The sequence below is a fragment of the Legionella gratiana genome (assembly GCF_001467695.1).
GTDB classification, from domain to species: domain Bacteria; phylum Pseudomonadota; class Gammaproteobacteria; order Legionellales; family Legionellaceae; genus Legionella; species Legionella gratiana.
In genome coordinates this window covers 561,068-586,021 of record NZ_LNYE01000020.1, presented here as the reverse complement: position 1 = coordinate 586,021, position 24,954 = coordinate 561,068, and the positions used below count along the sequence as shown (strand labels likewise).

Here is a 24,954-nt window from a genome sequence, read left to right as displayed (position 1 = left end):
TCGATGAAAAAATTTGTACTCGCTTTTATTCTGTATACCCCACTCGCTCTTTTTGCTCAAGAAGATGGTTCATCTGCAGCCAATAAGGCAATTGTCTGTGCTGCCTGTCATGGACAACAAGGCAATAGTACAAATCCGGAATGGCCTAATATTGCTGGGCAACATCCCAAATATTTTATAAAGCAACTTAAAGACATGAAGGACGCTTCTTTGCGTAATGCACCAGTAATGAGCGCCCTAGTTGCTACCCTCAGCGATCAAGACATGGATGACTTGGCTGCATATTATGCTAAAATGCCTCTTGCTCAAAGCAGTACACCTGAAAATTTTCTGAAACGCGGTGAACAAATCTACCGTGGCGGAGATTTTGCAAAAAAGATCACGGCATGTATTGCTTGCCATGGTCCTAAAGGCACGGGCAATGCCCAAGCTGGCTTCCCAGCCCTTTCTGGGCAACATGCTGCTTATACTGTATTACAATTAAATGCATTTAAAGAGGGCAAACGAAAAAACGATTTGAACCATATTATGCAAGATATTAGCAGTAGAATGAGTCAAGAGGACATGGACGCTGTTGCACATTATATTGAAGGTTTACATTAGGAAACTAAATTATGTTAAAAAAATTAATTGTTCTGTTTTTTCTTTTCCCAGCCATAGCCTTGGCTACAACATTTGTTGAAGGCAAAGATTATCAAATTGTGACTAATCCAAATGCAGCAAATGACAAAAATAAAACTCCTGTTGTCGAGGAATTTTTTAGTTATGGTTGCCCTTGGTGTTATAAAATTGAAGCACCCCTAGATGAATGGGTAAGCAAAACAGGAAAAAACATTCAATTTGAACGTGTACCTGTAATATTTAAACCATCCTGGGAACTCTATGCTAAAGCCTATTACACGGCAAAAACACTTGCTCTTTCAGATAAAATGAATTCTTTATTATTTAAAGCCATACAAGAAGACAAAAAACCATTAGATTCAAAACAATCGATGATCCAGTTTTTTGTGGCTCAAGGTGTGGATAGAGAAATTGCTAAAAGTGCTTTTGAAAATTCCCCAACTATTGATATGCGCGTACAAAATGGCATGAGCTTGATGGCAAGCTATCAAATTAATGCTGTTCCTGCCTTCGTGGTAAACCATAAATATAAAACTGATTTACAAATGGCTGGTAGCCCGGATCGTTTACTTGAAATATTGAGCTATCTATCACGAAAATCTGTTTAATAGTATAACTCGTTTTTGAATAATCCAAATTCGGCAGTTGGCTCTACTCGTAGATTCAACTGTCGGATTTAGGAAAATAAAAGGATAGTTCATGAAATCAAAGTTGAGGAGAGAGTTGCAGCAATTTCTGGAGCAAGAACGAATAAGTCTTAATTCAGGGATAGTCAATTACATTACCTATCAGTTAGCTGATATTAAAGTGAATGAAGAACAGCTAAGCCAAGGCTTTACTTTTGAACATGAAGAAACAATGGATAAAGAAAAAATAACATTTTCCATTGCAACAGGACTCGATTTTTCTCAAATCAAAAAAATACTCAACTTTTTTAAAATCCCAGAAGAAAAATACCTACATGGTAAACCACTATTGCTCAATGATGATGCAATTGTCGAATACTTCATTTTTTATTTTAAAAACTATTTCCAAACATTAAAAGAAAATTCATCTGAAATAATTGCCCAATATAAAGCACGATCAGCCCCACTTTTGGAAACAAATGCGAAAAATATGCTTAAAAAACAGATTGAAGAAGTAAAACTAATGATAATGGCTGATTACCCCCATACTCTACTTACTGAGACGCTAAAAAATCTCATTAGTTTTATCTCAACTTTATCCGGTCGCATCCATGATTTAGATAGTTTCCCGCACTTTTATGTAGATATCTTAAAGAGCAAACAAGAAATTAATCATTTTTTGCAACTAAAAGAAATTAGTGGTAACCAAAAATTATGTGCTCAACTCATCATGATGCTAGAAAGTATTGCTTTATTTGAACGTTATCATCGCAATGAATCAGTCCTTAGCAATACGTTACTCCATAAAGAATTCAAAGAATTTTTAATTCCTTACCGCATTAATCCAGAAAAATGTGATGTGCTCGCACATATGGTTTTATCCATAGCCGATGTACAAATCCATTCTGAAAATCTATTCCGACTTGTTGTTGGGGAAGATCGCGCTCGCTTAGTAATCACATTTAGGGATATCAACGAAGAAAATATAAATAAAATCATTGCATGTATGCACCATCTTGGTGATGAAACTGCTTTTCAAGTTGATGGAAAACAGAGTATCGAAGTTGATGGTACGTTTTTCTATACTTGTGTTTTCTCCAAAATCAAAGAAAAGATCACCCAAATGGCCGCCCAACACCAATTAAATAGTTATCAAGAAACATCCAAAGAAGACTTTAAATCCACTACAGAAACAACTCGAGTCAGTGAATATAGCATGTTTGAAAAGCACCCAAACTCTCCAAATCAATTCAATACATTCAATAAAAAAAGCGCGCGCACTTGTATCTGTACCCTGCTAAAAAATTAGAAAATCTATCAGGATAAGTCCGTTATCTAGAAAAAGCAGTTGAGTCCTACTGCTTTTTCTAGGGTTATGTTTCTCCAAAATTAAAAACCCTATCTTTACGTATCAATTCCCTGATGTCCGATAATTCAGTAATTCCCGAGGGCATGCTGCATAAAACATCCAATGCATGCCTCAAAATTTTGGATAGAGGACTATGAGAAATGATACTCCAGTAAGGATTTTCATGCTTATAAAACTGATCTACTCTTTCGATAAGATCTAATATCTTGATACAGAATTCATTCAAAGCGGAAGGATCGGTTCCTCGTAAAAATTGTTGCAGACTGAGATGATATTCCTTCTTTAATGGAGCTTCTTTAGTAAGATTTTGTCGGTATGCTGAAAACAAACATGAACGATCTTTTTGTATCTCTAATTTTTGGTAATTATTGTACTGCTCTTCCAAAATAGGTTTTATTTTCTTTAATTGAGCCATAAAGTATATTTGTTGTGCTAATAAATTAAATCCCTCTTTAACATTAATTTCTTTAAGGGCAGAAGCTTCTAAATAAGTAAAACCTAATTGATGAGCCAGTTCATTAGCCTCTTTATAAGAAACTTCTCGCAACCCAATTAAATCAGCTTTGCAACCAACGAGAATGATAGGTACCTGCTGATTGCTTGCTCTAAAACGCTCGACTAATGCCTTGATATTATAAAAAGATTGGGAATTAGTAAGGTCAAAGCAAATAAAAGCACCGTCAGTGTGACGAAAATAGGATGAAACAATTTTCTGAAGTTTGGGAGTCCCGGAAGCATCCCAAATACGTAATTTTATTGTTTTATTATAAGTTCTAAGAAATTTTATTTTTTGATCAACACCCATAGTGTCGACATAGTCATTAAAATCGGCATGGCCAAAAAGAGTTGCTAATAAGCATGATTTGCCAACACAATTATCACCAAGAAGAATTATCTTAAACTGTTCATCATACTCTTCTTTGTGCTCCATACTAAATACCTATACCAGGATTCTCTAAACTTAAAATGCCCGTATTAAAATCATAAGCAAAAATCTCTGCATAGCGCCCCCAATCAATCATTGTACGTAAAACACGTTCTGCTTCTTTTTCACTTAAGTAATCTTCAAGCTTACTTAAAAATCGTTCTTCAGAAACTCTATGTCCTACTTTTTCATCTAAAATTCTGCGAATGTAACGTGCAAGAGGCACTTTCTCTAATAATCTTTGCGCAAATAATTGCTTGCGTTCCTGAAGGTCCGCTTCAGAGAATTGCTTTCCTAAATCACTTAATTGAATATCTCCCGCAGAAACTTGAGCAAAACCTAATATTTCTAATGTTTCAAGGATAGGAAATAGATCATCAATGTTCATCATGAGTTCATCAGCAAGCTCTGGCAAGTCAATCCGTTCTTCAAAAGAAGTCATCGTTTCAATCAAACCCGTCAACTCCGAAGGCTCTACGTCAGGCAAACGATAACCTAAGCCGATTTGCCGTTCTCTTTGTGCTCGCTTTGCTTTTTCTTTAGGTCCGGTAGTCATTAAGGTATAAATTTTGTCAACTAAAGCTCGAAATTCAGAAGACTCCGGATCTCGTGGCTGTGGTAAGGTTACAGGTAACTCAGCACGAATATATCCAGGATCATTACCAAAAATGACGATTCTATCTGCCAAAGTAGCAGCTTCCTCAATATTATGAGTTACCAATAAAATTCCATTCGTATTGGTTTTCTTTTCTTTCCATAATTCCAACAGATCCGATTTTAAGTTTTCAGCAGTAAGCACATCAAGTGCGGAAAAAGGCTCATCCATTAACAAAACATCAGGATTAATGACTAATGCACGCGCAAACCCAACACGTTGGCGCATACCACCAGAAAGTTCTTTTGGGAAAGCAGATTCAAAACCATCAAGACCAATAATATCAATTGCTTCAATAGCACGATGCCTTCGTTCTTCTCGACCCACACCTTGTGCTTCAAGACCAAGCTCTACATTTTCTAATACAGTAAGCCATGGCATCAATGCAAAAGATTGAAAAACCATCGCGATACCATCCACAGGCCGTGTCACCGGTTTTCCTCGATAAGTCACTGAACCGCTTGTTGGAGCAACTAGACCGGCAATAATACGCAGCAACGTCGATTTTCCTGAACCAGACTTGCCTAATAAAGCAACAATTTCACCTTCTTGAAGTTTAAAATTCACATCCTCAAGTACAAGTAAATTTTGCTCTGATGATTTCTTAAACGACTTACTCAAACTTTCTATAGAAATAATGGTTTCAGACATGATGATTATTAATTAAAATTAAAACGTTCTTCCGCTAGCCGATAAAGCGGACGCCAAATCAAGTGGTTAAAAGCAAGCACATACAAACACATCATGGCTGTACCCAAAGCAATTTTTGGGAAATCTCCTGTTGCTGTACTGGCTTGAATGTACTCACCTAAACCTGTAGCTCTGAGCGTAGTATTTCCCCAACTTACGAATTCTGCCACGATACTGGCATTCCATGCACCACCTGCGGCAGTTATGGCACCAGTAATATAAAAAGGGAAGATCCCTGGCGCCGCTAATCTTTTCCACCAAAGCCATCCTTTCAAACCAAAATTATCCGCCGCAAGATAGAGTTCACGCGGAATTGCTGATGCGCCAGCAATCACATTAAATAAAATATACCACTGAGTTCCGAGTATCATCAGTGGAGTAACCCAAATTTCTACATTTAAATGAAATTTAACGATGGCAATAACAAATAAAGGATAGAATAAATTGGCCGGAAATGCCGCAACGAATTGAATCACTGGTTGTATTTTTTGTGCGATTCTTGGTCTCAAGCCTATCCATACACCTACAGGAATCCAAATTAATGAGCTCATGACAATTAAACATATTACCCGTGTCCCTGTTGCTGCTCCTAGCAAAAACACATGCACAATATCAGCAACTTTCAACTCCGCAAGGATAAAACGCAGTAAAAACCATGTTCCCGAAAAAACACATAACAAAACAAAAGCGCTCCAAAATCGATCAAGGCGCTTTTGTTTTTTAAAATCAATTTCCTTAATTGCTTTGGCCTCATTGAGGCGCAGCCAGCGTGCGTTCACAAAATGATCGGTGAAAATCCCAATAATTTCAGCGAATTGCTTCATTAACCGACTACCGCGCATCCAATCCACTAACCAAGATTGATATTCCGCTTCATCATGCGATGTCTCTGCTTTAAATTTTTCGGACCATGCAATTAAAGGCCGAAAGAAAATTTGATCATATAAAAAAATGACAACAACCATAGTCAAAATTGCATAACCCACAGCATGTAAATCACGTTGCTGTATGGCTAAAGCGATATAGGAACCTACTCCAGGCAGCCGAATATTTTGATGTGCAACAGAAATAGCCTCCGATAAGACTACAAAAAACCAACTTGCAGACATGGAAACCATCATATTCCATAATAAGCTCGACATGGAAAAAGGCACTTCCAGTTTCCAAAAACGCTGCCATGCAGATAATCGAAACATAGAAGCAACCTCTTTTAAATCATGAGGCAGGGTTTTTACTGATTGATAAAAACCAAAAGTCATATTCCAGACTTGGGCGCAAAAAATAGCGAAAATGGAAGCACATTCAGGGCCTAACAAGCTATTAGGAAACAAATGAATAAACCCGGTTACTGTAATCGATAAAAAACTCAAAACAGGTATGGATTGTAAAATATCAATAGCAGGAATAATTATCTGCTCTGCGCGTCGATTTTTAGCAGCCCAAAGCCCCACAGTAAAAGTAAAAATTATGGAAAAAAATAATGCAATAAACATGCGTAAAACGGTACGTAATGCATAAAAAGGAAGATTGGAAGGATCTAAAGAAATGGGGATCTGCTCTCCTAACTGATACGGGGTAGCCATTTGGGAGCCAGCCCAACCTAAAAAAAATAAGATAGAAAAGATGAGAATAAGAAGCAGTAAATCCCAACGATTTATATATCGACCAACTCTATCAGGATTAGCAAAGTAGAACCGACTTTCACGCACGATGCCTCCTTAATAAACTTTGTTGATCTACTTACCGAATAAACTTTGCGGAATTAAACGAGCAGTATTAATAATACACCGAAAAAAGCAGTCGCAGTTATTTCTTTATCCGTTTAATTGCGAAATAAAATACCATAAAGAAGGCTTAATCTATAGATAAAACTCTATGAATATCATTCTAAATTAACGTGAGTTCGATATAAAAAATCACTTTATTTTTTTATATCGAACCAAATTACAATGATTTGATCAAAAATTGAACTTTTTTAAACTTTGGGTGTCTAATATAGTGAGCATTTCCCCCGAATGCTTAACTTCGCTTTACCCCCTCTTAAGCGAAGAAATGTTTAGATTTATGATCTAGACACTTGATTTACCCCGGCTTCAGCCGGGGATTTTTTTTATTGGAAGTAGTTAATTGAAATAAAAATGATTAAACTCATCCTATTCTATTGACAACAGAGGCATTATTCATGAACAAAAAATTAACAAGCTTCTTAGGTATACTATTACTTTTTTCTCAATTCAGTTATGCACAACCTGATCCAGTTCAATTGTCAGTCTGGGCCAATGAAGCTATTGTTGCCACCTACACTTACAGTTATAAAAATTATTTAGAAGACCAAAAAAGAATAGCCAAATACTTTACAGCCGATGGCTGGATCGCCTATAGCAAGGCACTAAATGCTTCAAAATTACCCGAAGCAGTACAAAAAAATCTTTATTATGTAACCGCTGTAGCCACTGAACCGCCTGTCATTTCTAATATTGATTCCACCCATTGGAAAGCAACTATGGGTTTATTAGTTGTATACCGAAATCCTCAATATCAGCAAAAACAACACTTGCAGGTAACGATCAATTTTATGGTTGCCCCCTCAGGCCAAGGTGTAAGAGGGTATAGTATCGCGAGTTTGCAATCGGTGATCAATAAAGCTCCTTGTAAGTGTGATATTGAAGAAGAGAGCCCACTGCCACCATCGAGTCCACCTACCCCAAATAACGCCAAGCAATAAGTCCTAGATGTAACATAAAAAATGCGCCAATCAAAATTAAAATGATATTCAATTTGATTGGCACAGTTACATCCAAAGCAGATTGTTCAGGATTATTGGGATTATAATAAACATCGATTTCTTTATCTTCTTTAAAAGCAACTGCTGCTTTATAAGCAATACTTCGAGAATATTTACTATTAGGATTATTATGAGCGGTGTCTAAAAATAAATACTCACCCGTCAGCTCTTTATCATCAATTTGATACGAATATTCGATTTTAGGCCAAACGCTATGACCCACTTCCGCCCATTCACAAGAGATAATGCGACCTTTGGTGATTAACCAAGATTGCGCACGTACTAACACTCGCCTATCTTGCCAAAAGTGTCGAAACAGAATCAAAAGAAACAATAACCATCCTATATCGAGCATCCATCGCCAAACAATTAGCCAAGTCATTAACGTAGTCCTAAGAAATATGCTTTATGCAATATACAGTATATATTGCAATAGGTATAATCATTCACATCTAGGTTCTATTAAAAGGATAAGCAATGATTGCTAAAACTCCACTTCATGCCACTCACGTCGAATGTGGTGCAAAAATGGTTGATTTTCATGGTTGGGAAATGCCATTGCATTACGGCTCTCAGATTACAGAACACCACTATGTTCGCAAAGATGCGGGTATGTTTGATGTCTCACACATGACCATCGTTGATGTACTTGGTGCTGGTTGCCGTCAATTCTTACGCAAACTTCTAACTAATGATGTTGACTTATTGGAACATAACGGAAAAGCTCTTTACAGTTGTATGTGCAATGAGCATGGCGGAATTATTGATGACCTTATTGTTTATCAACGTGCTTCAGATAATTATCGAATTATTCTGAATTCAGCAACACGAGAAAATGATTTAGTCTGGATTCGCAAAAAAAGTGAGGGATTTGCTGTTGGCTTGCAAGAACGAAGAGAATTAGCCATGATAGCCGTACAAGGACCTAATGCTGTAGAAAAAGTATTAAAAACACTTAATCCTGCACAAGTTGACGCGGTTTCTACATTAACCCATTTTGAATGCGTTGATGTAGAAAATTGGTTCTTTGCACGCACAGGATACACTGGAGAAGATGGTTTAGAAATTATTGTTCCGCAAGAAATCATTGTTTCATTATGGCATGATTTGATGAAAGCAGAAATTCACCCTTGCGGCTTAGGCGCTCGAGATACTTTAAGATTAGAAGCAGGTATGCTTCTTTATGGTCAAGATATGGATGAAACCACCAGCCCCTTGGAATCAGGCCTTGCCTGGACTATTAAGTGGGAACCCGAAGATCGTGATTTTATTGGAATGGGGGCTTTATTTTCACAAAAGCAAATAGGGCTTAAACGCAAAATGGTAGGACTTACCCTCTTAGATAAAGGAATCATGCGTCAGGGTCAAAGAATAGTTGTTCCTGGTTGTGCGGATGGAATTATTACTAGTGGAAGTTACTCTCCCACCTTAGAAAAGTCCATAGCCCTAGCACGCGTCCCTGTTGAAACAGGTGATGAAGTGATGGTAGACATTCGTGGTAAATTAGTCCCAGCAAAAGTAAGTAAACCACGTTTTGTTAAATTGGGAAAAGCACTTTAACTTAGAGTCGATTTACAATTCGCTAGCTTGAATCAAAATGGTTTGTTTTTCGAGCAACGTAGCGCAGAAAATCAAGGCATTTTGGCCAAGGAAGTAGAATGGTAAACAGACTCTAAGAAATACAATTAAGTTCATAGCGAGCAAGATTAGGATGCTACATTTTAGTAGTACAAATTTCTGAAGTCTCACCTCGCTTCATTTAAGCTACACTAAAAATGAGGATAAATACAATGAATGACTTAAAATTCACAATCACACACGAGTGGCTAAAAAAAGAAAATGAAGAAGTAACCATAGGTATTACGGATCATGCTCAAGAACTTTTGGGAGATATGGTTTTTGTTGAACTTCCAGAAATAGGAGATAAAGTAAGTGCCGGTGAAGAGTTAGGTGTTGTTGAATCTGTAAAAGCTGCTTCTGATTTTTATGCCCCAGTTAGTGGTGTTGTCGTGGCAGTTAATGAACTGGTTGTTGAAAATCCAGCACTCGTCAATAGCGATCCCTATGCTGCTGGCTGGCTCGTCAAATTAAAACCAAGCCATCCTGATGAACTCAATAGTTTATTAAGCGCTGAACAATATCAAAATGAGATTGCTGAGGAACATTAATTATGCCTTATATCCCACATACCCCTGAAGACACCAAGGCCATGCTTAACGCCATCGAGGCAGAAGATACGCAAGCCTTATTCGATGAAATCCCATTAACGTTGCAATATGCAGGCTTTCAAAACATACCTGCTGGTATCAATGAAATGGATATGTTGAAAGAAGCGCAAAACTTAGCGAATAAAAACCGCAATGGAGTCTGCTTCATGGGAGCAGGATGTTACGAACATCACATTCCTGCAGCAGTGTGGGATATTGCTTCTCGCGGAGAATTTTTAACCGCATATACGCCCTATCAAGCTGAAGCCAGTCAAGGCACCTTACAGTTATTATATGAATATCAAACTATGATCTGTGAGCTCACTGGCATGGATGTCTCTAACGCCTCGATGTATGATGGCGCTACTTCCTTAGCAGAAGCCATTTTAATGGCAGTACGCATCAATAAGCACAGTAAAACAAATCGCGTATTAATCGCCGGTACCCTTCATCCTTTTTACCGTGAAACCATTGAAACGATCTTACGTAATCAACATATCGAAGCCATTGTTTTACCTTTTGATGAAAAGCAAGGCATTATTACTCTTTCTTCACTAGAGCAATATTCTGGTGAAGATATTACTGCACTCGTCATTGCCCAACCTAATTTCTTTGGTTGTCTTGAAAAAGTAGACGAACTCAGTGATTGGGCGCATCAAAATAAAACCATTAGTATTGCATGCGTTAATCCCATATCGCTTGCATTATTAAAACCTCCAGGTTTATGGGGTACCCATGGCGTAGATATTGCTTGTGGTGAAGGTCAACCCTTAGGCTCACCTATGGCATCTGGTGGACCTTATTTTGGTTTTTTAAGCACTCGTATGACGCATGTTCGGCAACTTCCAGGAAGGCTGATTGGTTGTACTTTAGATAAAGAGGGCAAAAGAGGGTTTACTTTAACATTACAAGCTCGAGAACAACATATTCGTCGAGCTAAAGCTACTTCAAACATATGCACTAATCAAGGATTGCTGGTTACCGCAGCGACCATCCATATGAGTCTTTTAGGTGCTGAAGGGCTGCGCCAAGTAGCGAGCCAATGCCACCATAATACCCATGTATTAGCTGAGGCTCTAACTCAAATTGATGGTGTAGAATTAGTTTTTAATACTCCTTATTTTCATGAAGCGTTGCTTCAATTAAATCAACCCGTTGACCAAGTATTAAAAAAGTTAGCAAATGCAGGTATTACTGGTGGTTATGCTCCAGGAATCCATTACCCACAATTAGCAAATACTCTCTTGATTTGTGCTACAGAAATGCGTACAGATGAAGAGATCGAACTTTATGCAAAAACATTAAAAGTCATCCTGTCTGAACGAGGTGCCGTATGTTCGTAATTCAGTTAACTTATCTAGTACCGCTGAGTGAAGTAGATAAGTATTTACAGTCGCATAGAGAATTCCTTGATTACTATTACAAACAAGGGCTCTTGATAGCTTCTGGCCCAATGAAACCGCGCACAGGTGGTATTATCATTGCAGCCACAAACGATCGCGCTTATCTTGAATCCATATTCAAAAATGACCCCTATTATTTAGCAGAGATAGCCGAGTATCAATTTATTGAATTTACTCCTGTCAATCATCGAGTTGAACTCAAAGAACTCATTCAGAAAACGGAAGGCAAATTATGTTGATTTTTGAATTATCCAAAAAAAACCGTCAAGCTACGGCTCAAGCACCGAAAATTTCAAAGAGTAAATACGCCATTCCTGCCGAATTGGAGCGAAAAATACCACCAAGATTACCGGCTTGCTCTGAATTACAAGTAGTACGACATTTCACACGTCTTTCTCATAAAAATTTCGCAATAGACAGTAATTTTTATCCATTAGGTTCGTGTACCATGAAATATAACCCGCGTGGAGTACATAAAGCAGCATCCAATGCGAATTTTCTCAATCGTCACCCACTTGCTACAGAACAAGACAGCCAAGGTTTTTTAGAACCACTTCATCGCTTGCAAGAATATATAGCCGAAATGACAGGTATGGCTGGTGTGTCTTTGACGCCTATGGCAGGTTCTCAAGGTGAGTTTGCAGGCGTTGCAATGATTAAAGCTTATCATCAATCTCGAGGTGATACAGCACGAGATGAAATGTTGATTCCCGATGCAGCTCATGGCACAAATCCGGCATCTGCGGTCATGTGTGGATTTAAAATTGTTGAAATAGCTACCGCCGCGGACGGTGATATTGATCTTGAAGAGTTAAAAAGCAAACTTGGCCCCAAAACTGCTGGAATTATGTTAACCAATCCATCTACGCTTGGATTGTTTATGCGGCAAATTAAAGAAATAGCCGCCCTGGTGCATCAAGCCGGTGGTTTATTGTATTACGATGGTGCCAATCTTAATGCCATTTTAGGAAAAGTTAGACCTGGTGATATGGGCTTTGATGTCATGCATCTAAACCTTCATAAAACGTTCGCAACCCCTCATGGTGGTGGTGGACCTGGGGCTGGTCCTGTTGCGGTAGGCAAACGTTTACTTCCGTTCATACCATTACCCGTCGTGAAAAAAACAGATTCCGGATATCAATGGGCATCTCATCAGGATTATCCTCAAAGTATAGGTCGTTTATCGTGCTTTATGGGAAATGCAGGTATATTACTTCGCGCTTACTTTTATATCCGTTTACTTGGTAAAGAGGGTTTATTGCGTGTTTCGGAATATGCGACACTGAATGCAAATTATCTGTTTAAAGAATTAACTAAAGTGGGATTCACTCCAGCCTACCCAACCCGGCGCGCTTCGCATGAATTCATCTTAACGCTAAGTCCAGAAAAGAAAACTTATGGCATTACAGCCATGGACGTTGCCAAAAGATTATTAGATTATGGCATTCATGCCCCAACCACCTATTTTCCTTTGCTTATTCCTGAATGCTTGCTTATTGAGCCTACAGAAACTGAAAGTAAAGAAGAACTGGATCAGTTTGTGCAGGTACTGAAATCGATTAAGGAAGAAGCAGCTACAAATCCTAGCATAATTAAAGAAGCACCCCACTCTTTACCTGTTAAAAGACTTGATGATGTCAAAGCTGCTCGAGAGTTGGATTTAAATTATTTTGCACATAAAGACAACGAAACAGGATAGCTCATCTTCTTATTGTTTCTCTCTGGATCTAATCCATCACCTTCCGCGGAAGCGGAAGGCCTAGAAGTAACAAACTTTGCTCTAAGCTCTTGTAGCATGCCCCTTCATTAAACCCTTAGCTTTCACCTGAATCATTATCACAAATTAAAAATTTTGGGGAAAAATCCGATTTTCATTCAAGATGGACTTAATATGGCTTTTCGGTAACTTGTATAAAAGGTTCAGCTACTTTCGCTAGAGTGATGTTTGCAAAGAATCGATCTCCTGTTAGAAATTATCTTGTACATAAATAGCATTAAGTCTATAAATATAATACATAGATCCAAAAATATTTTTTATTAAGGAAGAACCTAAAGTGTCAATCAAGAACATGACTGTTCTCCATTTTCTTTTGCAAGACATTCAAGGCTGTATTGAATTGAGTCATGTAGCAAAAGTACTTCCCTTGCCTTTGCTTGAAATAATTCCATCTTGCCCTGTCTATTGTGTGGGATTGATGAATCTTAAAAGCAAATGCATTCCTGTTCTTGATTTAGGTATTAGCATGGGCCTGCTACGCGAACAAATATACCCTTTAAATATACCTGTCCTTCTTTGTGATAACGGCTCACAGCAGATAGGCTTGATTGTTGATAAAGTACTTGGCATTAGTGAAATTGATGAAAAAAAGATCGAAATACACGAAGAGTTTACAAATGGCAGCTCACCTTTTCTAGGCGCCGTGACTTTAGAAATAGGTGTTTCCTTATTAATCAATATTGATTGGGTATTTACGCTTAAGCTGACACAAGAAATGAATCCAATAACTGATCATGAGTATAACTGAGTATGAGTAACAGTACTAATACAATAATAAATGAGATAAAAAAACTTGAGCCAAAGTTTATTGAACTCATTCACAAACGATTTGGTCTTGTTATCCATGTGCATCAAGCTACAGAACTCACGAAAGCAATTATTGCGGCATGTATTAAATTTAATTACTTACCACAAGAATATCTAGCTCACCTGAAAAGTTGCTCCTGGAACTCTTCTTTGCTAGCTGATTTACTTGCAGCAATTACTGTAGGCGAAAGTTACTTTTTTCGTGATAAAAATCAAATGCTTCTACTGGAAAAAATTCTATTGCCTCAACTCATTAAACAAAAATCAGATGATTTTACGTTAAAAATTTGGAGTGCAGGTTGTTCCGCGGGTGAAGAAATATACACCATTGCTATGTTATTAACAGACTTACTTCCTAATATTAATATGTGGGATCTCTATTTAATAGGAACCGATATCAATACTGCTGCACTTCAAAAAGCAAACTCAGGTACGTACAGCCAATGGTCCATGCGCTCTATTTCCGAAAAATACATAAAGCGATATTTCAAAAAAGATAATCGTTACTACATTCTTTCTCCCGAAATTAGTAACTTAGTACAATTTAAATACCTGAATTTGTGTGATAATAGTTATCCTTCTGTTATTAATGGAATATTCGATGTTGATTTAATATTATGCCGTAATGTGCTAATTTATTTTGACAATGAGCTCGTTACAAGAATTATGAAAAAGTTAAGCGCCTGCATGGCCGAGCACAGTTATCTTTTACTTGGTGCATCAGATCCTATTGTTACATCAGGAACTAATCTTGTTTTTCATCATAATAATGATGCTATCTATTTTTCTCTAAAAGGTGATGAAACAAAAAAGGATTTTGAATGATGATAAAAGAACAAAAACATGCTTCTGAATTGATGCCTAAAAGTGAAGAAGCATTAAAAATATTGCAAGCGAGGGCTCAGCAACTTGCAAAACAGGAAATGGATAAAACTCAAAATAATGGTGTTTCTTTTGTGCGTTTCAGTCTTAGCAAAGAGGAACATTATGGAATTCCCTATCCATATGTTCAAGAAGTTTTACATCATGCAGTCTTGGTAAAACCTCCTTTCATACCTCACTTTATTGCTGGGGTTATTAATTGGCGAGGTACATTAATTACAGTGATTGATTTATTTCAATTTTTTCATACACCTCCAACGACACATAATCTGGAACAAAAAAACGAATTTATAATTGTTGTCAAAGCCGACAACATCACTCTTGGCTTGCTTACTCCTCAAATCGAAGGTAGTGCTGTTTATCAATTAAATCAGTTGACCACTCCTTTATCTTCGATAAATACAGCAAAACCTGAATATATCCTGGGGCTGCATCATGCAGTAACAGCAATCATTCATGTTGAAGCTTTAGTATCGAGTTTATGTCTGGAAATTAAAAAAAGTTTATATAGGAGAGGAGAAGTTCATGGAAACCATTAATAATCGAGGCTTGGTGATTACAGTTCGTGCCCGCTTAATCATTGGATTTATGACTCTTAGCCTACCTATAGTACTATTAATTATGCTTTTGATACCCAAGGTTAACTTTGTAGTTGAACTAAGTCAAAAAATACGCAGTGAAAATTTACCACAAATTCTTGATAGTCAAATTTATGAGGCTCAAGACATACTAGAACATTGGGCAATGACCGGCGATCCTCAGGCTAAAGACCATTTCGAACACCTATGGAAGCAAATCACTAATGTCAGAAACCAATGGAATCAAGTAATGCATTCTACAGGCAATCTCAAGTTACGAACTGAATGGGATAAGCTGGAAGAATTATATTTACCTCTTTACGAGGCTCAAAACGCGGTATTAAATATTCCAAGAGATCCCAATAATCCTGATAATGTAGAAAATGCTAGAAACAAAACAAAAAGTATTGAAGAGGCGATGATTAGAATTATAGACGGTGTTTATTCTTCTGATACGGGACAAAGAATAGGTGGACTGTTTTATTTGCTCTCTCAAGAAATCGAAAAGAATACAAGCAAAATTAATAAGAATTTAATTTCTATAAAGAACTCCTCCTATTGGCTATTAATTTTAGCTATTATTTTAACCATTGTTGTTCCCTATATAACCTACAGATCTATGTCAATTCCAATCGATAGGGCGATTAATATTGCGGAACGAATTGCCCAAGGTGAACGTGATATAATGATCCAAATTTTATCCAGAGATAAATTAGGGAAACTGCTTCTATCACTAAAAGCGATGCAAGAAGCAATTAAGAAGAATGAAGAAAGTCTTCGTACTAAAGAAGAAGAGTCCCGAATATTATTTGAAAAATTAGTCAATTCATCAAAGAAATTTCGTGAGCACAGCAGTAAAGTTGCTGCAGGCGATCTTAGAGAACACCTTGAAATTGATAAGGAAGACATTTTACAAGATCTGGGTAGAGATTTAAATTTAATGACCGATGGTCTAGCATCAATTACTAAAAAAATTACTACAGCAGGCAATCAAATAGTTGCCATGGTTGAAACAATTCTCACTTCCGCAAACGAACAAGCTGAAAGTATTACGTCACAAGCAACTGCAATTAATGAGATTAGCGCATCTTTAGAAGAAATTGACAAAAGCTCAAAACAAACTATGGCTAAAGCACAAAACTTAAGAGAAGTTGCTAAGAATACTTATGAACAAGGGAAATTAGGTACGGAATCGGTAGCGCAAAGCATTGAAGGAATCAATGCCTTAGAAGAAAAAATGAAGCTAATCGCCCACACCATTCTTGATTTAAGCAATCACACGCAACAAATTGGAGACATCACTTCGGTAGTGAATACTCTAGCACAACAATCAAAGATGCTGGCATTGAATGCAGCAATTGAAGCCTCTAAAGCAGGCGAAGCTGGAAAAGGCTTTGCTGCTGTTGCCACCGAAGTAAGAAATCTTGCAGAACAATCAGAACAATCTACAGTACAAGTACAAAAAATTCTTGAAGATATTCGACGAACTACTGAAAAAGCCGTTACGGTTTCCGAAGAAGGAGCAAAAGCCCTTGAGTCAGAAACAAAACTCATTGATAAAGCGGGCCAGGTCATTCAGACGCTTAGCAAAATGATTAATGAAGCATCTATTTCAAGCCAGCATATCGAAGTAGCCATACGTCAGGAAACTGTAGGTATTGAGCAAATCGTTGAAAGTATGAATGAAATTAACCGCACCACCTCAACTTTTTCAAGTGGCATTAAAGAGTTGATGGATTTTATCCATAAGTTAGATGATATTGCAAAACATCTCAAAGACGGTGTGAATATTTATAAAGTTTAGAGCTTCAATATGACTCCAAACGATCATTTATTAAAACAGTTACTTGAAACATTTGGCCCTGAACTTGAGTCATTACTATTCATTATTACTGATAATTTAAAAAAAATTGAACGTGCAGAAGCAGTAAACAATCTCGATTCTATGATGGCTGAAATTTCTCGTGCAGGACGCAATATTAAAGTTTCGGCATTTTCAGTAGGTATGCAGAATCTTGGCAAGATCGCTGAATTTGTGGAACGCTTGTTTGAGCCCCATCAGAAAATCTCTACACAGATCATTCAATTAACGTTTCGGGCTGTTGATGGGATGCGTGAAGCGATGCACGATTTTATAGAAAAAATACCGCTCTCAGCCAATCTTAATGAATTATTATATCAACTTGAGTCCCATTTACAGGAGGAGGAAAATAAAGAAGAAAAACAGATAATAACACCAAAAACTACTGCACAGGAACAGAGATCTCATGAAGAAACATCTTCCCCAATATCTGCTCCTAAAACCCCAGAAAATGAATTTATAAGAAAAATTGTCGAAACATTTAAAACAGAGCTTCAAGAAAATTTAATCACTATAACAGATGGACTGCTACAACTTGAAAAAGGAACCGAATCGAATCAAGACTTCCAAAATTTATTGGAAGAAATTTTTCGAGTCGCCCATAATATTAAAGGTTCTGCTCGGGGTATAGGAGCGGTTGATGTAGGTGAAATTGCTCATTATTTAGAAACTTTATTTGCTGCAATTCAGAAAAAAAGGATAAAGATTTCTTCTGAAATAATTAATCTTTGCTTGCAATCAATTGATTATATGAACGAAGCGATGCAATGCTTTTGTGAACAACGCTCCTTATCTTTCGACTTACAAAGTCATTTGCAGCAATTAACTTGCTGTGCTGAAGGCACTCAAAGAGAAAGGCCTTCTAAAATACCTCCAAGTGATCAAAATCCAACAAAGCTTAAAGAAAAAGATAGGGTTCCAATAATACATCCAAAAAATGAATTTGAATCAATACGTGTCTCTTTACACAATTTGGAGCGTATTTCAGTTTATATGGAAGAAATTCAAGCAATTAAAATTGCTATTGAAGAAAACTATTCCAAATTAACTAAAGTAAATTTCAAATTGGATCATATGACTAAAGCCTGGCAAAAAAATACCTCTAATTTAATAAAAAATTATTCTGGAAACGAAATAAAATATTTAGATACATTATCTGTTACAAACTTTACTGAACTCACTGAAATCAAAAAAGATGCTCGTTTCATTGAAAGAGAATTGCGTACGCCAGTGAGCGAATTATCGATTTTATTAAATGCACTTCAGGATGAAATTCGTACCTTACGTCTTATTCCGGTAACCAATCAATTACTTTATTTACCGCGCATAGTACGTGACTTGGCCCAAGAGCTAAAAAAAGAAGTGAACTTCGAAATTAAAAGTAATAATGTAAAGATTGATAAACTAATACTTGATGGTCTAAAAGATCCTATAGTTCACCTTTTGCGCAATGCAATTGATCATGGCATAGAAAATACTGAGTCTCGTTTGGAGTCAGGAAAGTCACCGCAAGGAAATATCACTATTGAAGTCATTCAGAAAAACAATCTCATTGTTTTTAAAATAATTGATGATGGTATCGGAATTAAAACAGATGATGTCATTCGTATTGCGTTACAAAAAAATATTATTACCCAAACAGAACTGGATACCATGAAGGAAGATAATATTTATGATCTCCTTTTTCGCCCAGGTTTTTCTACCCGCACGTCAGCTACTGATATTTCTGGACGCGGAATAGGACTTGATGTGGTTCGATCTAATCTGCTTCGTTTAAAAGGCCAAGTTAATGTAGAAAGTCAACCAGGTAAAGGAACTATTTTTTTCTTGCAAGTTCCTCTTACCTTAGCTACTGAACGAGGCTTAATTATTAGGTGCAGTAACCAAAAATTTGTAATTGTTACCAGCTCTGTAGAATGCGTATTGCTGTTACAAAAAGAAGATATTGTTCCTGTAGAAGGAAATCCAACTGTTCTTGTCAAGGAACAGCCCGTTTTGCTATGCTCATTATCAGAGGTGCTGCACCTTGATGAAAATAAAGAAAACCCCAAAGAAAATTATTCTGTTGTTGTCATCAAGAAAGATGCAGAGTGTATTGCCTTACTTGTCGATGAAATTATTGGTGAACGAGAAATTGTACTTAAACCATTGCAAGAACCTTTAACAAATTTACCTTGTGTCATTGGAGCTACTTTAACAGGCAGCAATCAAATTAATTTCGTATTAAACTCATCAGAGATAATTAAAAAAATGCTGCTATAGTGAAACCGCCTATGATAAAAATTTTAATTGTTGATGACTCACCTACGGAAATTGCACTAATTCAAAATATCATTGAATCCGCAAAAGATATGGAGGTTATTGGAGTTGCAAAAAACGGCAAGGAAGCAATCGAATTAGCTGAACGATTAAAACCCAATCTCATCACTATGGATATACACATGCCAGTTATGGATGGACTGGAAGCTACTCGTATCATTATGGCTCACCATCCGGTACCAATCGTAGTCATCAGCTCCATGATAAATGACGAATCTGTCCACGCTACCTTTCATATTCTTGATGCAGGTGCATTAACTGCTTTAGAAAAACCTGTCAGTGTATTTTCACCCTCTTTTGAAGACAGTAAAAATCGTATCATTGACATTCTTCGCAGTCTCGCAGATATTCGAGTAATAAAAAAACCATTAAAAAAATATCTACCCCACAAACATAAAAAAGAAAAAACCCTATATACAGGCGAACCTATTTATGAAATTATCGCCATAGGGGCTTCGATTGGTGGTCCCAGGGCATTGAAGACAATTCTCTCTCAATTACAAGCTGATTTCCCTATTCCTATTGTTATTGTGCAACATATGAGTAGTGGTTTTATTCGAGGGTTTGCACAATGGCTTGCAGAAAATGTGGATCTTACTGTTAAAAATGCAGAAAACTATGAAGTCTTAAAAGCAGGGACCGTTTACATAGCTCCTGAACAGAAACATATGGAGATCGATCGAGCTCAGAAAAACTTAATGTGCAAATTAGTCGATGCTCCTCCCGTTTCTGGTTTTTGTCCTTCAATTACACGATTATTTCAATCAATTGCCAAAGTTTCAGGAGAAAAAGCCATTGGGATGCTTTTAACAGGAATGAGTGATGATGGAGCAACAGGATTATTGGAATTAAAACTGGCCAATGGACGCACCTTGATTCAAGACAAAGAAAGCTCTGTCGTTTTCGGCATGAGTGCTGTAGCACAATCATTAGATGCCGTAGAAAAAGTTATTGAATTAGAACATATTGCGGGCTATTTAACAAAAATTTGTACTCTTAAAAGCGAGTGATTTTTTATGGAAAAAGAAAATCCATTGATTTTAGTTGTTGATGATAGTGCGACTATGCGTTTAATTACCTGCGATGCATTAATGAAAGTAGGCTTTAATGTCATTCAAGCTGAAAATGGTGAGCACGCTTTATCATTACTTACAACCTCTAAACCCGATGCTGTTTTGTTAGATGTAGAAATGCCCGGTTTAAATGGTTTTCAAGTATGCGCTGAAATTCGAAAATTACCTGACTGGCATTATCTTCCAATCATGATAGTCACGGGTTTAGAAGATTATGAATCAATTAATCTTGCATTCCAAGCGGGTGCTACAGATTTTACAACAAAGCCTATTAACCCTACTTTACTTGGTTATCGTGTCCGTTACATGGTTCGAACCAATTCTTACTTTCAAGAATTGCAAATCGCTGAACAAAAAGTTAGGGCCTTAAATAACGAATTACTTGATAAGCTACTTCAAATTCAACAAAACGCTATTGCTGTAGCTCGTTTTGTGCCTCAAGATTTCCTTAAGGTACTGAATCGAAAAAATATTGCGGATATCAAATTAGGCGATTGTGTCGAAAAAGTCATGACGGTTCTTTTTTTAGACATTAAGTCTTTTACCTCAATTGCTGAACAGCTTTCCCCAGTTGAAATTTTTAATCTAATTAATACATTGATGAGTTATATGGAGCCCGTAATCCTAAGAAACTCTGGTGTTATTGATAAGTATATTGGCGATGCCATAATGGCATTATTCAACAATGCAGATGATGCCATTATGGCTGCATCGGAAATGTTAACCGCTCTAGACCATTTTAACGCCCCTCGAATACACAACCATCTTGAACCAATACATGTAGGCATTGGCATCAATACGGGTAATCTGATTTTGGGCACAGTTGGATTTGAAGAGCGTATGGATTGTAGTGTTATTAGCGACGCGGTCAACATCGCCTCAAGACTAGAAAATTTAACTCGAATTTTTGATATTGAGCTCTTAATTAGCGAAAAAACTTTTATACAATTACAATACAAAGAACGATATAACTTTCGTTTTTTAGGTTTAACTAAAGTAAAAGGCAAAAACCTACCCATAAAAATTTATGAAATTTTTAACCATAATTCACCGGCACAAATTCAGTTAAAAAATGACTCTGCTGCTGTTTTTGCTACCGCTTTAAGCCATTATGAAGCAAAAAAATTTAAGGAAGCTTTAGACCTTTTTAAAAAGATACTCTCTATTAATCCTCAAGACTCATCTGCAAGCTATTTTCTAGAGCAATGTAAGGAAAAAATAAACTAAAAAAAGGAAATAGCGTTTCACACTATGGTGCAATCACTTACATTATGTATTGAACCCCATAGCTCATGGAATTTTTTAAAGTTTCGACACTCATCCAAGGTTAAGACATTTATATCAATTCCAGGAGGCAATATACTTTTCCAGTTCATTTTTATCACTTTTAAAAAAATTCTAATGCAGGCCCATAACTACAAACCAACATTTTGATTAATGCAACGGTAATATACTGACCGACTTACTTTCATTGTTTCACAAATTTTCTTCACAGACATTTTTCCTGTCTGATGGAACGCCCGGATTGCATCAGCCCGCTCATCAGTTAATGCTTTTGGCCTGCCTCCTTTTCTACCTTGTTGTTTTGCTGAATCCAGTCCTGCCTTAACCCGTTCACGAATTAATTCTCGTTCCATCTCAGAAAATGCTGCACAAATATTAAAAAGTAGCATCCCCATATGCGCGAAGTATCTAAGTTATTCTCAAGCGATACAAATTCAATGCCTTTCTCTTTGAAATTATTAATAAGCTCCACTAATTGCATCATACGCCGCCCAAGTTTATCTAAACGTACAACACATAAAGTATCGCCACGACGTCAGTGATTTTTCGGATAGGCTCTAACATTCATAGGTCAGTTTCCTTTTTTAGATGTTTCTTTCGCAAGCACACCTTACAAAAATGGAAACTGATTTCTCTATAAATCAAATAGTTAATCCTAAAAAACTCTTTTTTGTACAGCTTAAGTAAGTGCAATTGGGCTGATAAGTCCAATTGCACTTCACTACTTTGACGGAGTAGCTTGACCATTTTCGTTGGATAGTTCATCTAAATTCAATTCATTCTTAACGGCATTTAGCCTGGACTTGAAAAATCCTACGGCACCCAAGCTTATACCGGAAATCACCGCAGCGCTCCCTGTTGCTGCAACAGCAATTGCTACAGCTCCTGTCATAGCGGTGATAACACCGCCAATTCCCAGTGTGCCGACAGTAAGCGCCGCCAGCCCAGCCACAAGCAAAATTCCTGCGGCTATTTTTGCTTCTTTGCTAGTGAAAATAGCTAGAAAAAAGTCTGCTGATATGGGTGATGATTTTTTGGTTTTCCCTGCAATACTGTTTAAATCCATTTCCCCATTCCCAGTAGACCTATTAAGTTCTTCATATTGTTGAAGCAATAAACTCAAGGTATCCGCGATATCACTATCATAATTATCTTGCTCTGTCTTTTGCGTAAATCTATTTATAACTGCACCAAGTAATTTATCATATTCTCGTTGTGCATTAGTTTTTTCTTCTAAATTACTAAGCTGGTAAATCCTTATTTGTAACTCCCTCAATGCGTCCAATCGATAACGCTCCTCAGCTGGAGCTATAAGTACCACATCTATAAACCGACTTAGCTCTCGTCTATTGCTAAAAACACCTTGATATTTACTTATATAATTCTTCTTTTCCAACAATAGAGTAGCATCATTTTTTTCTTTTATTTCGTTAATAAGATATTCAAAACAGACATTATAAAACCGAGCAGTGACATCTTTTTCGTCAGATCGACGGCCATCAATTCTTTCATTTTCAGATAAAAAGCTGTTATAAAATTGTTGAGTAATCATTTTAAATTTAGAAGAAATAATGGCATGCGAAGAGCCAAATGCAGAGCTCTTAGATATTCTATCAAATATGTCTTGAATTGTAGCAAGGGCCGCTTTTTTTTCATCACTTACATTATTAAAAGAGTCTTTTAATAATGTTTTTTCTTCTGTAGTTAATTTGCTATCCATGCCGTTTTTACCCCAGCTATTAATCATCTCTAAAAAAGATAATAATGATTTTTCATCTGAATTTGGCAGTGGAATATTATTTATTATTTCTTCTATTGCATAATAACTTTTAGAGGGAAAACCACTTGTAAAAATCTGTGTATTACGTTGGATATCCTCAAAAATTAAACCAGCAGTTTTACCAGGATATTTGATTGAATTTGGCGTTGAATTTATCAATCTTGTTAAAAAATTGTAGACCTTATCAAGAGCATCTTCTTGATTAAGTGACTTAATGGCAAAGCCGTCAATTATCTCTATGTTTTTATTCTCACTCCTAACTTTTTCTAACCACAGATTAAATTCGTCATAAGTCATGATTCTCTCCAATAAATTTAGCTTCTATTAGCCAGTTTATTTAAGAAAACTTAACTACCTCTTAGTAAAAAATCTCTAATATCTATAGGATATAAAAATTTGGAATAACTCTGATTTTTATTGGTTTATTGGATACCTGATAAAATTGACGTGGTCTAATAGATTTTGACACCCCAGTTAAGAGTTAATGTACTTAACTGGAGAAGATAATGGCAGTAAGAAAGAAGTATTCAAAAGAATTTAAACTTGATGCAGTTAGTCTTGTATTAGATCAAGGCTATGGTTGCACAGAGGCAGCTAAAAGTTTAGGGGTTCATCAAGCTTTTCTTAGTCGCTGGATTAGAGAACACCAAGAACCTGATAGTGAGGCATTTCGAGGCAACGGAAAGCTGAGTGCAGAGCAAGCAGAAATTCGCCAGTTAAAAGAAGAAAATAAACGCCTAAAGATGGAGAAAGAAATATTAAAAAACAACCGAAAGACACAATCTTGCCCTGTTAAATAGAAACTCCACTGCATTTTTTCTCTATACTCTTATTCCCCAAAGAGAGCGACCGTCCGCCTATTGGTGGCTATTACCCCGTTAAAAAACATGGTCCAGGGCGTACTGCGTACCCGGCATTGAAGGCACTAAGTGACCCTGTTTAGGAAGGTGATTTTTATTTGCTACCCCGCTCTTTGGCTGATTTAATTTTAGAGAAATAGAATGGCTATTAATAAACAATCTGATATGCCTGTTGTCCATCCAAATGCTGCAGGTATCGGATCAAAATTTCATGTAGTAGCAGTGAGCGGTAACAAATCAAAAGAACCGGTACGTACTTTTCAAAGTTTTACAACAGATCTTCATGAAATGGCAAACATGTAGTTTCAGATTAATCGCTGAATGCAGAAATGATATGTCGCGTTGGCCTACCAGCAAGCATTTTACATCCTGGGGCAAATTATTATGAAGAACGCTATCAAATATCAAAAAAAGCAGCTGCTCTGGGATATATCTTAAAGGAAAATCCCAAC

23 protein-coding genes and 2 pseudogenes are annotated in these 24,954 nt (G+C 36.8%); 18 read left to right on the top strand and 7 right to left on the bottom strand.

The window, feature by feature from the left end:
• The first annotated feature begins 3 nt into the window (after nucleotides 1-3).
• From Lgra_RS07330 to Lgra_RS07320, 3 genes are all read left to right on the top strand, one after another.
• Nucleotides 4-603, top strand: a complete 600-nt coding sequence (locus tag Lgra_RS07330; protein ID WP_058498597.1) for a c-type cytochrome — start codon at nucleotides 4-6, stop codon at nucleotides 601-603.
• 11 nt (nucleotides 604-614) lie between these two features.
• Complete coding sequence (locus Lgra_RS07325; protein ID WP_058498596.1) at nucleotides 615-1,229, top strand: thiol:disulfide interchange protein DsbA/DsbL; 615 nt, start codon at nucleotides 615-617, stop codon at nucleotides 1,227-1,229.
• Nucleotides 1,230-1,320: 91 nt separating this feature from the next.
• Nucleotides 1,321-2,556 carry a hypothetical protein gene (locus tag Lgra_RS07320; RefSeq protein ID WP_058498595.1) on the top strand — a complete coding sequence of 412 codons (1,236 nt, stop codon included), beginning with the start codon at nucleotides 1,321-1,323 and terminating at the stop codon, nucleotides 2,554-2,556.
• A gap of 64 nt (nucleotides 2,557-2,620) precedes the next feature.
• On the opposite strand, the gene Lgra_RS07315 is transcribed toward Lgra_RS07320, so the two are convergent.
• Genes Lgra_RS07315 through Lgra_RS07305 form a run of 3 tightly spaced genes read right to left on the bottom strand, consistent with a single transcriptional unit; the run spans nucleotide 2,621 to nucleotide 6,595 of the window.
• The gene (locus Lgra_RS07315; RefSeq protein ID WP_058498594.1) at nucleotides 2,621-3,547 is read right to left on the bottom strand and encodes a Rab family GTPase; all 927 of its coding nucleotides are present in this window, start codon (nucleotides 3,545-3,547) and stop codon (nucleotides 2,621-2,623) included.
• 1 nt (nucleotide 3,548) lies between these two features.
• Nucleotides 3,549-4,847, bottom strand: a complete 1,299-nt coding sequence (locus Lgra_RS07310; RefSeq protein WP_058498593.1) for an ABC transporter ATP-binding protein — start codon at nucleotides 4,845-4,847, stop codon at nucleotides 3,549-3,551.
• Between the two features lie 8 nt (nucleotides 4,848-4,855).
• Nucleotides 4,856-6,595, bottom strand: a complete 1,740-nt coding sequence (locus Lgra_RS07305; protein ID WP_115385465.1) for an ABC transporter permease — start codon at nucleotides 6,593-6,595, stop codon at nucleotides 4,856-4,858.
• A gap of 473 nt (nucleotides 6,596-7,068) precedes the next feature.
• Between Lgra_RS07305 and Lgra_RS07300 the strand changes: the two genes are divergently transcribed.
• On the top strand, nucleotides 7,069-7,611 hold the full coding sequence (locus Lgra_RS07300; RefSeq protein WP_058498591.1) for a DotI/IcmL family type IV secretion protein: 543 nt from the start codon (nucleotides 7,069-7,071) through the stop codon (nucleotides 7,609-7,611).
• On the opposite strand, the gene Lgra_RS07295 is transcribed toward Lgra_RS07300, so the two are convergent.
• Complete coding sequence (locus tag Lgra_RS07295) at nucleotides 7,586-8,053, bottom strand: DUF3592 domain-containing protein (RefSeq protein ID WP_058498590.1); 468 nt, start codon at nucleotides 8,051-8,053, stop codon at nucleotides 7,586-7,588. The two genes, Lgra_RS07300 and Lgra_RS07295, sit on opposite strands and share 26 nt — an antisense overlap.
• Nucleotides 8,054-8,148: 95 nt before the next feature.
• Between Lgra_RS07295 and gcvT the strand changes: the two genes are divergently transcribed.
• The 12 genes from gcvT (at nucleotide 8,149) to Lgra_RS07235 (ending at nucleotide 21,805) form a co-directional block, all read left to right on the top strand.
• Nucleotides 8,149-9,231: a glycine cleavage system aminomethyltransferase GcvT gene (gcvT, locus tag Lgra_RS07290; RefSeq protein WP_058498589.1), complete on the top strand. Its 1,083-nt coding sequence runs from the start codon at nucleotides 8,149-8,151 to the stop codon at nucleotides 9,229-9,231.
• A gap of 230 nt (nucleotides 9,232-9,461) precedes the next feature.
• On the top strand, nucleotides 9,462-9,839 hold the full coding sequence (gcvH, locus tag Lgra_RS07285) for a glycine cleavage system protein GcvH (protein ID WP_058498588.1): 378 nt from the start codon (nucleotides 9,462-9,464) through the stop codon (nucleotides 9,837-9,839).
• Nucleotides 9,840-9,841: 2 nt separating this feature from the next.
• Nucleotides 9,842-11,221 (top strand): aminomethyl-transferring glycine dehydrogenase subunit GcvPA, encoded by a 1,380-nt coding sequence (gene gcvPA, locus Lgra_RS07280; RefSeq protein ID WP_058498587.1) that lies wholly within the window; start codon nucleotides 9,842-9,844, stop codon nucleotides 11,219-11,221.
• A complete protein-coding gene (locus tag Lgra_RS07275; RefSeq protein WP_058498586.1) occupies nucleotides 11,212-11,520 on the top strand; it encodes a YciI family protein in 309 nt (102 codons plus the stop codon). Before gcvPA ends, Lgra_RS07275 begins: the two co-directional genes overlap by 10 nt.
• The gene (gene gcvPB, locus Lgra_RS07270) at nucleotides 11,514-12,980 is read left to right on the top strand and encodes an aminomethyl-transferring glycine dehydrogenase subunit GcvPB (protein ID WP_058498585.1); all 1,467 of its coding nucleotides are present in this window, start codon (nucleotides 11,514-11,516) and stop codon (nucleotides 12,978-12,980) included. The genes Lgra_RS07275 and gcvPB overlap by 7 nt, the downstream gene beginning before the upstream one ends.
• Before the next feature lie 355 nt (nucleotides 12,981-13,335).
• Nucleotides 13,336-13,806, top strand: a complete 471-nt coding sequence (locus tag Lgra_RS07265; protein ID WP_058498584.1) for a chemotaxis protein CheW — start codon at nucleotides 13,336-13,338, stop codon at nucleotides 13,804-13,806.
• 2 nt (nucleotides 13,807-13,808) lie between these two features.
• Entirely contained in the window at nucleotides 13,809-14,690 is an 882-nt protein-coding gene (locus Lgra_RS07260; protein ID WP_058498583.1) for a CheR family methyltransferase, read from the top strand.
• Nucleotides 14,687-15,286 carry a chemotaxis protein CheW gene (locus tag Lgra_RS07255; protein ID WP_058498582.1) on the top strand — a complete coding sequence of 200 codons (600 nt, stop codon included), beginning with the start codon at nucleotides 14,687-14,689 and terminating at the stop codon, nucleotides 15,284-15,286. The genes Lgra_RS07260 and Lgra_RS07255 overlap by 4 nt, the downstream gene beginning before the upstream one ends.
• Nucleotides 15,273-17,129, top strand: a complete 1,857-nt coding sequence (locus Lgra_RS07250; protein WP_058498581.1) for a methyl-accepting chemotaxis protein — start codon at nucleotides 15,273-15,275, stop codon at nucleotides 17,127-17,129. The genes Lgra_RS07255 and Lgra_RS07250 overlap by 14 nt, the downstream gene beginning before the upstream one ends.
• Before the next feature lie 9 nt (nucleotides 17,130-17,138).
• Complete coding sequence (locus Lgra_RS07245; RefSeq protein WP_058498580.1) at nucleotides 17,139-19,448, top strand: chemotaxis protein CheA; 2,310 nt, start codon at nucleotides 17,139-17,141, stop codon at nucleotides 19,446-19,448.
• Nucleotides 19,449-19,459: 11 nt separating this feature from the next.
• Nucleotides 19,460-20,515: a chemotaxis-specific protein-glutamate methyltransferase CheB gene (gene cheB / locus Lgra_RS07240; RefSeq protein WP_058498579.1), complete on the top strand. Its 1,056-nt coding sequence runs from the start codon at nucleotides 19,460-19,462 to the stop codon at nucleotides 20,513-20,515.
• Nucleotides 20,516-20,521: 6 nt separating this feature from the next.
• Entirely contained in the window at nucleotides 20,522-21,805 is a 1,284-nt protein-coding gene (locus tag Lgra_RS07235; RefSeq protein WP_058498578.1) for a response regulator, read from the top strand.
• A gap of 188 nt (nucleotides 21,806-21,993) precedes the next feature.
• Here the strand turns inward: Lgra_RS07235 and Lgra_RS07230 are convergent, their stop codons facing one another.
• The 3 genes and pseudogenes from Lgra_RS07230 to Lgra_RS07225 form a co-directional block, all read right to left on the bottom strand.
• Nucleotides 21,994-22,215, bottom strand: a complete 222-nt coding sequence (locus Lgra_RS07230; RefSeq protein WP_238584392.1) for a helix-turn-helix domain-containing protein — start codon at nucleotides 22,213-22,215, stop codon at nucleotides 21,994-21,996.
• Nucleotides 22,210-22,343, bottom strand: a pseudogene (locus tag Lgra_RS18520) (recombinase family protein); the annotation flags it as partial. The pseudogene Lgra_RS18520 and the gene Lgra_RS07230, both read right to left, overlap by 6 nt.
• A 240-nt stretch (nucleotides 22,344-22,583) precedes the next feature.
• On the bottom strand, nucleotides 22,584-23,939 hold the full coding sequence (locus Lgra_RS07225) for a hypothetical protein (protein WP_058498576.1): 1,356 nt from the start codon (nucleotides 23,937-23,939) through the stop codon (nucleotides 22,584-22,586).
• Nucleotides 23,940-24,148: 209 nt separating this feature from the next.
• On the opposite strand from Lgra_RS07225, the pseudogene Lgra_RS07220 reads away from it, so the two are divergent.
• Nucleotides 24,149-24,406 (top strand): annotated as a pseudogene (locus Lgra_RS07220) (transposase); the annotation flags it as partial.
• 237 nt (nucleotides 24,407-24,643) lie between these two features.
• On the top strand, nucleotides 24,644-24,805 hold the full coding sequence (locus tag Lgra_RS17780) for a hypothetical protein (RefSeq protein WP_157068259.1): 162 nt from the start codon (nucleotides 24,644-24,646) through the stop codon (nucleotides 24,803-24,805).
• The last annotated feature ends 149 nt before the right edge of the window (nucleotides 24,806-24,954 follow it).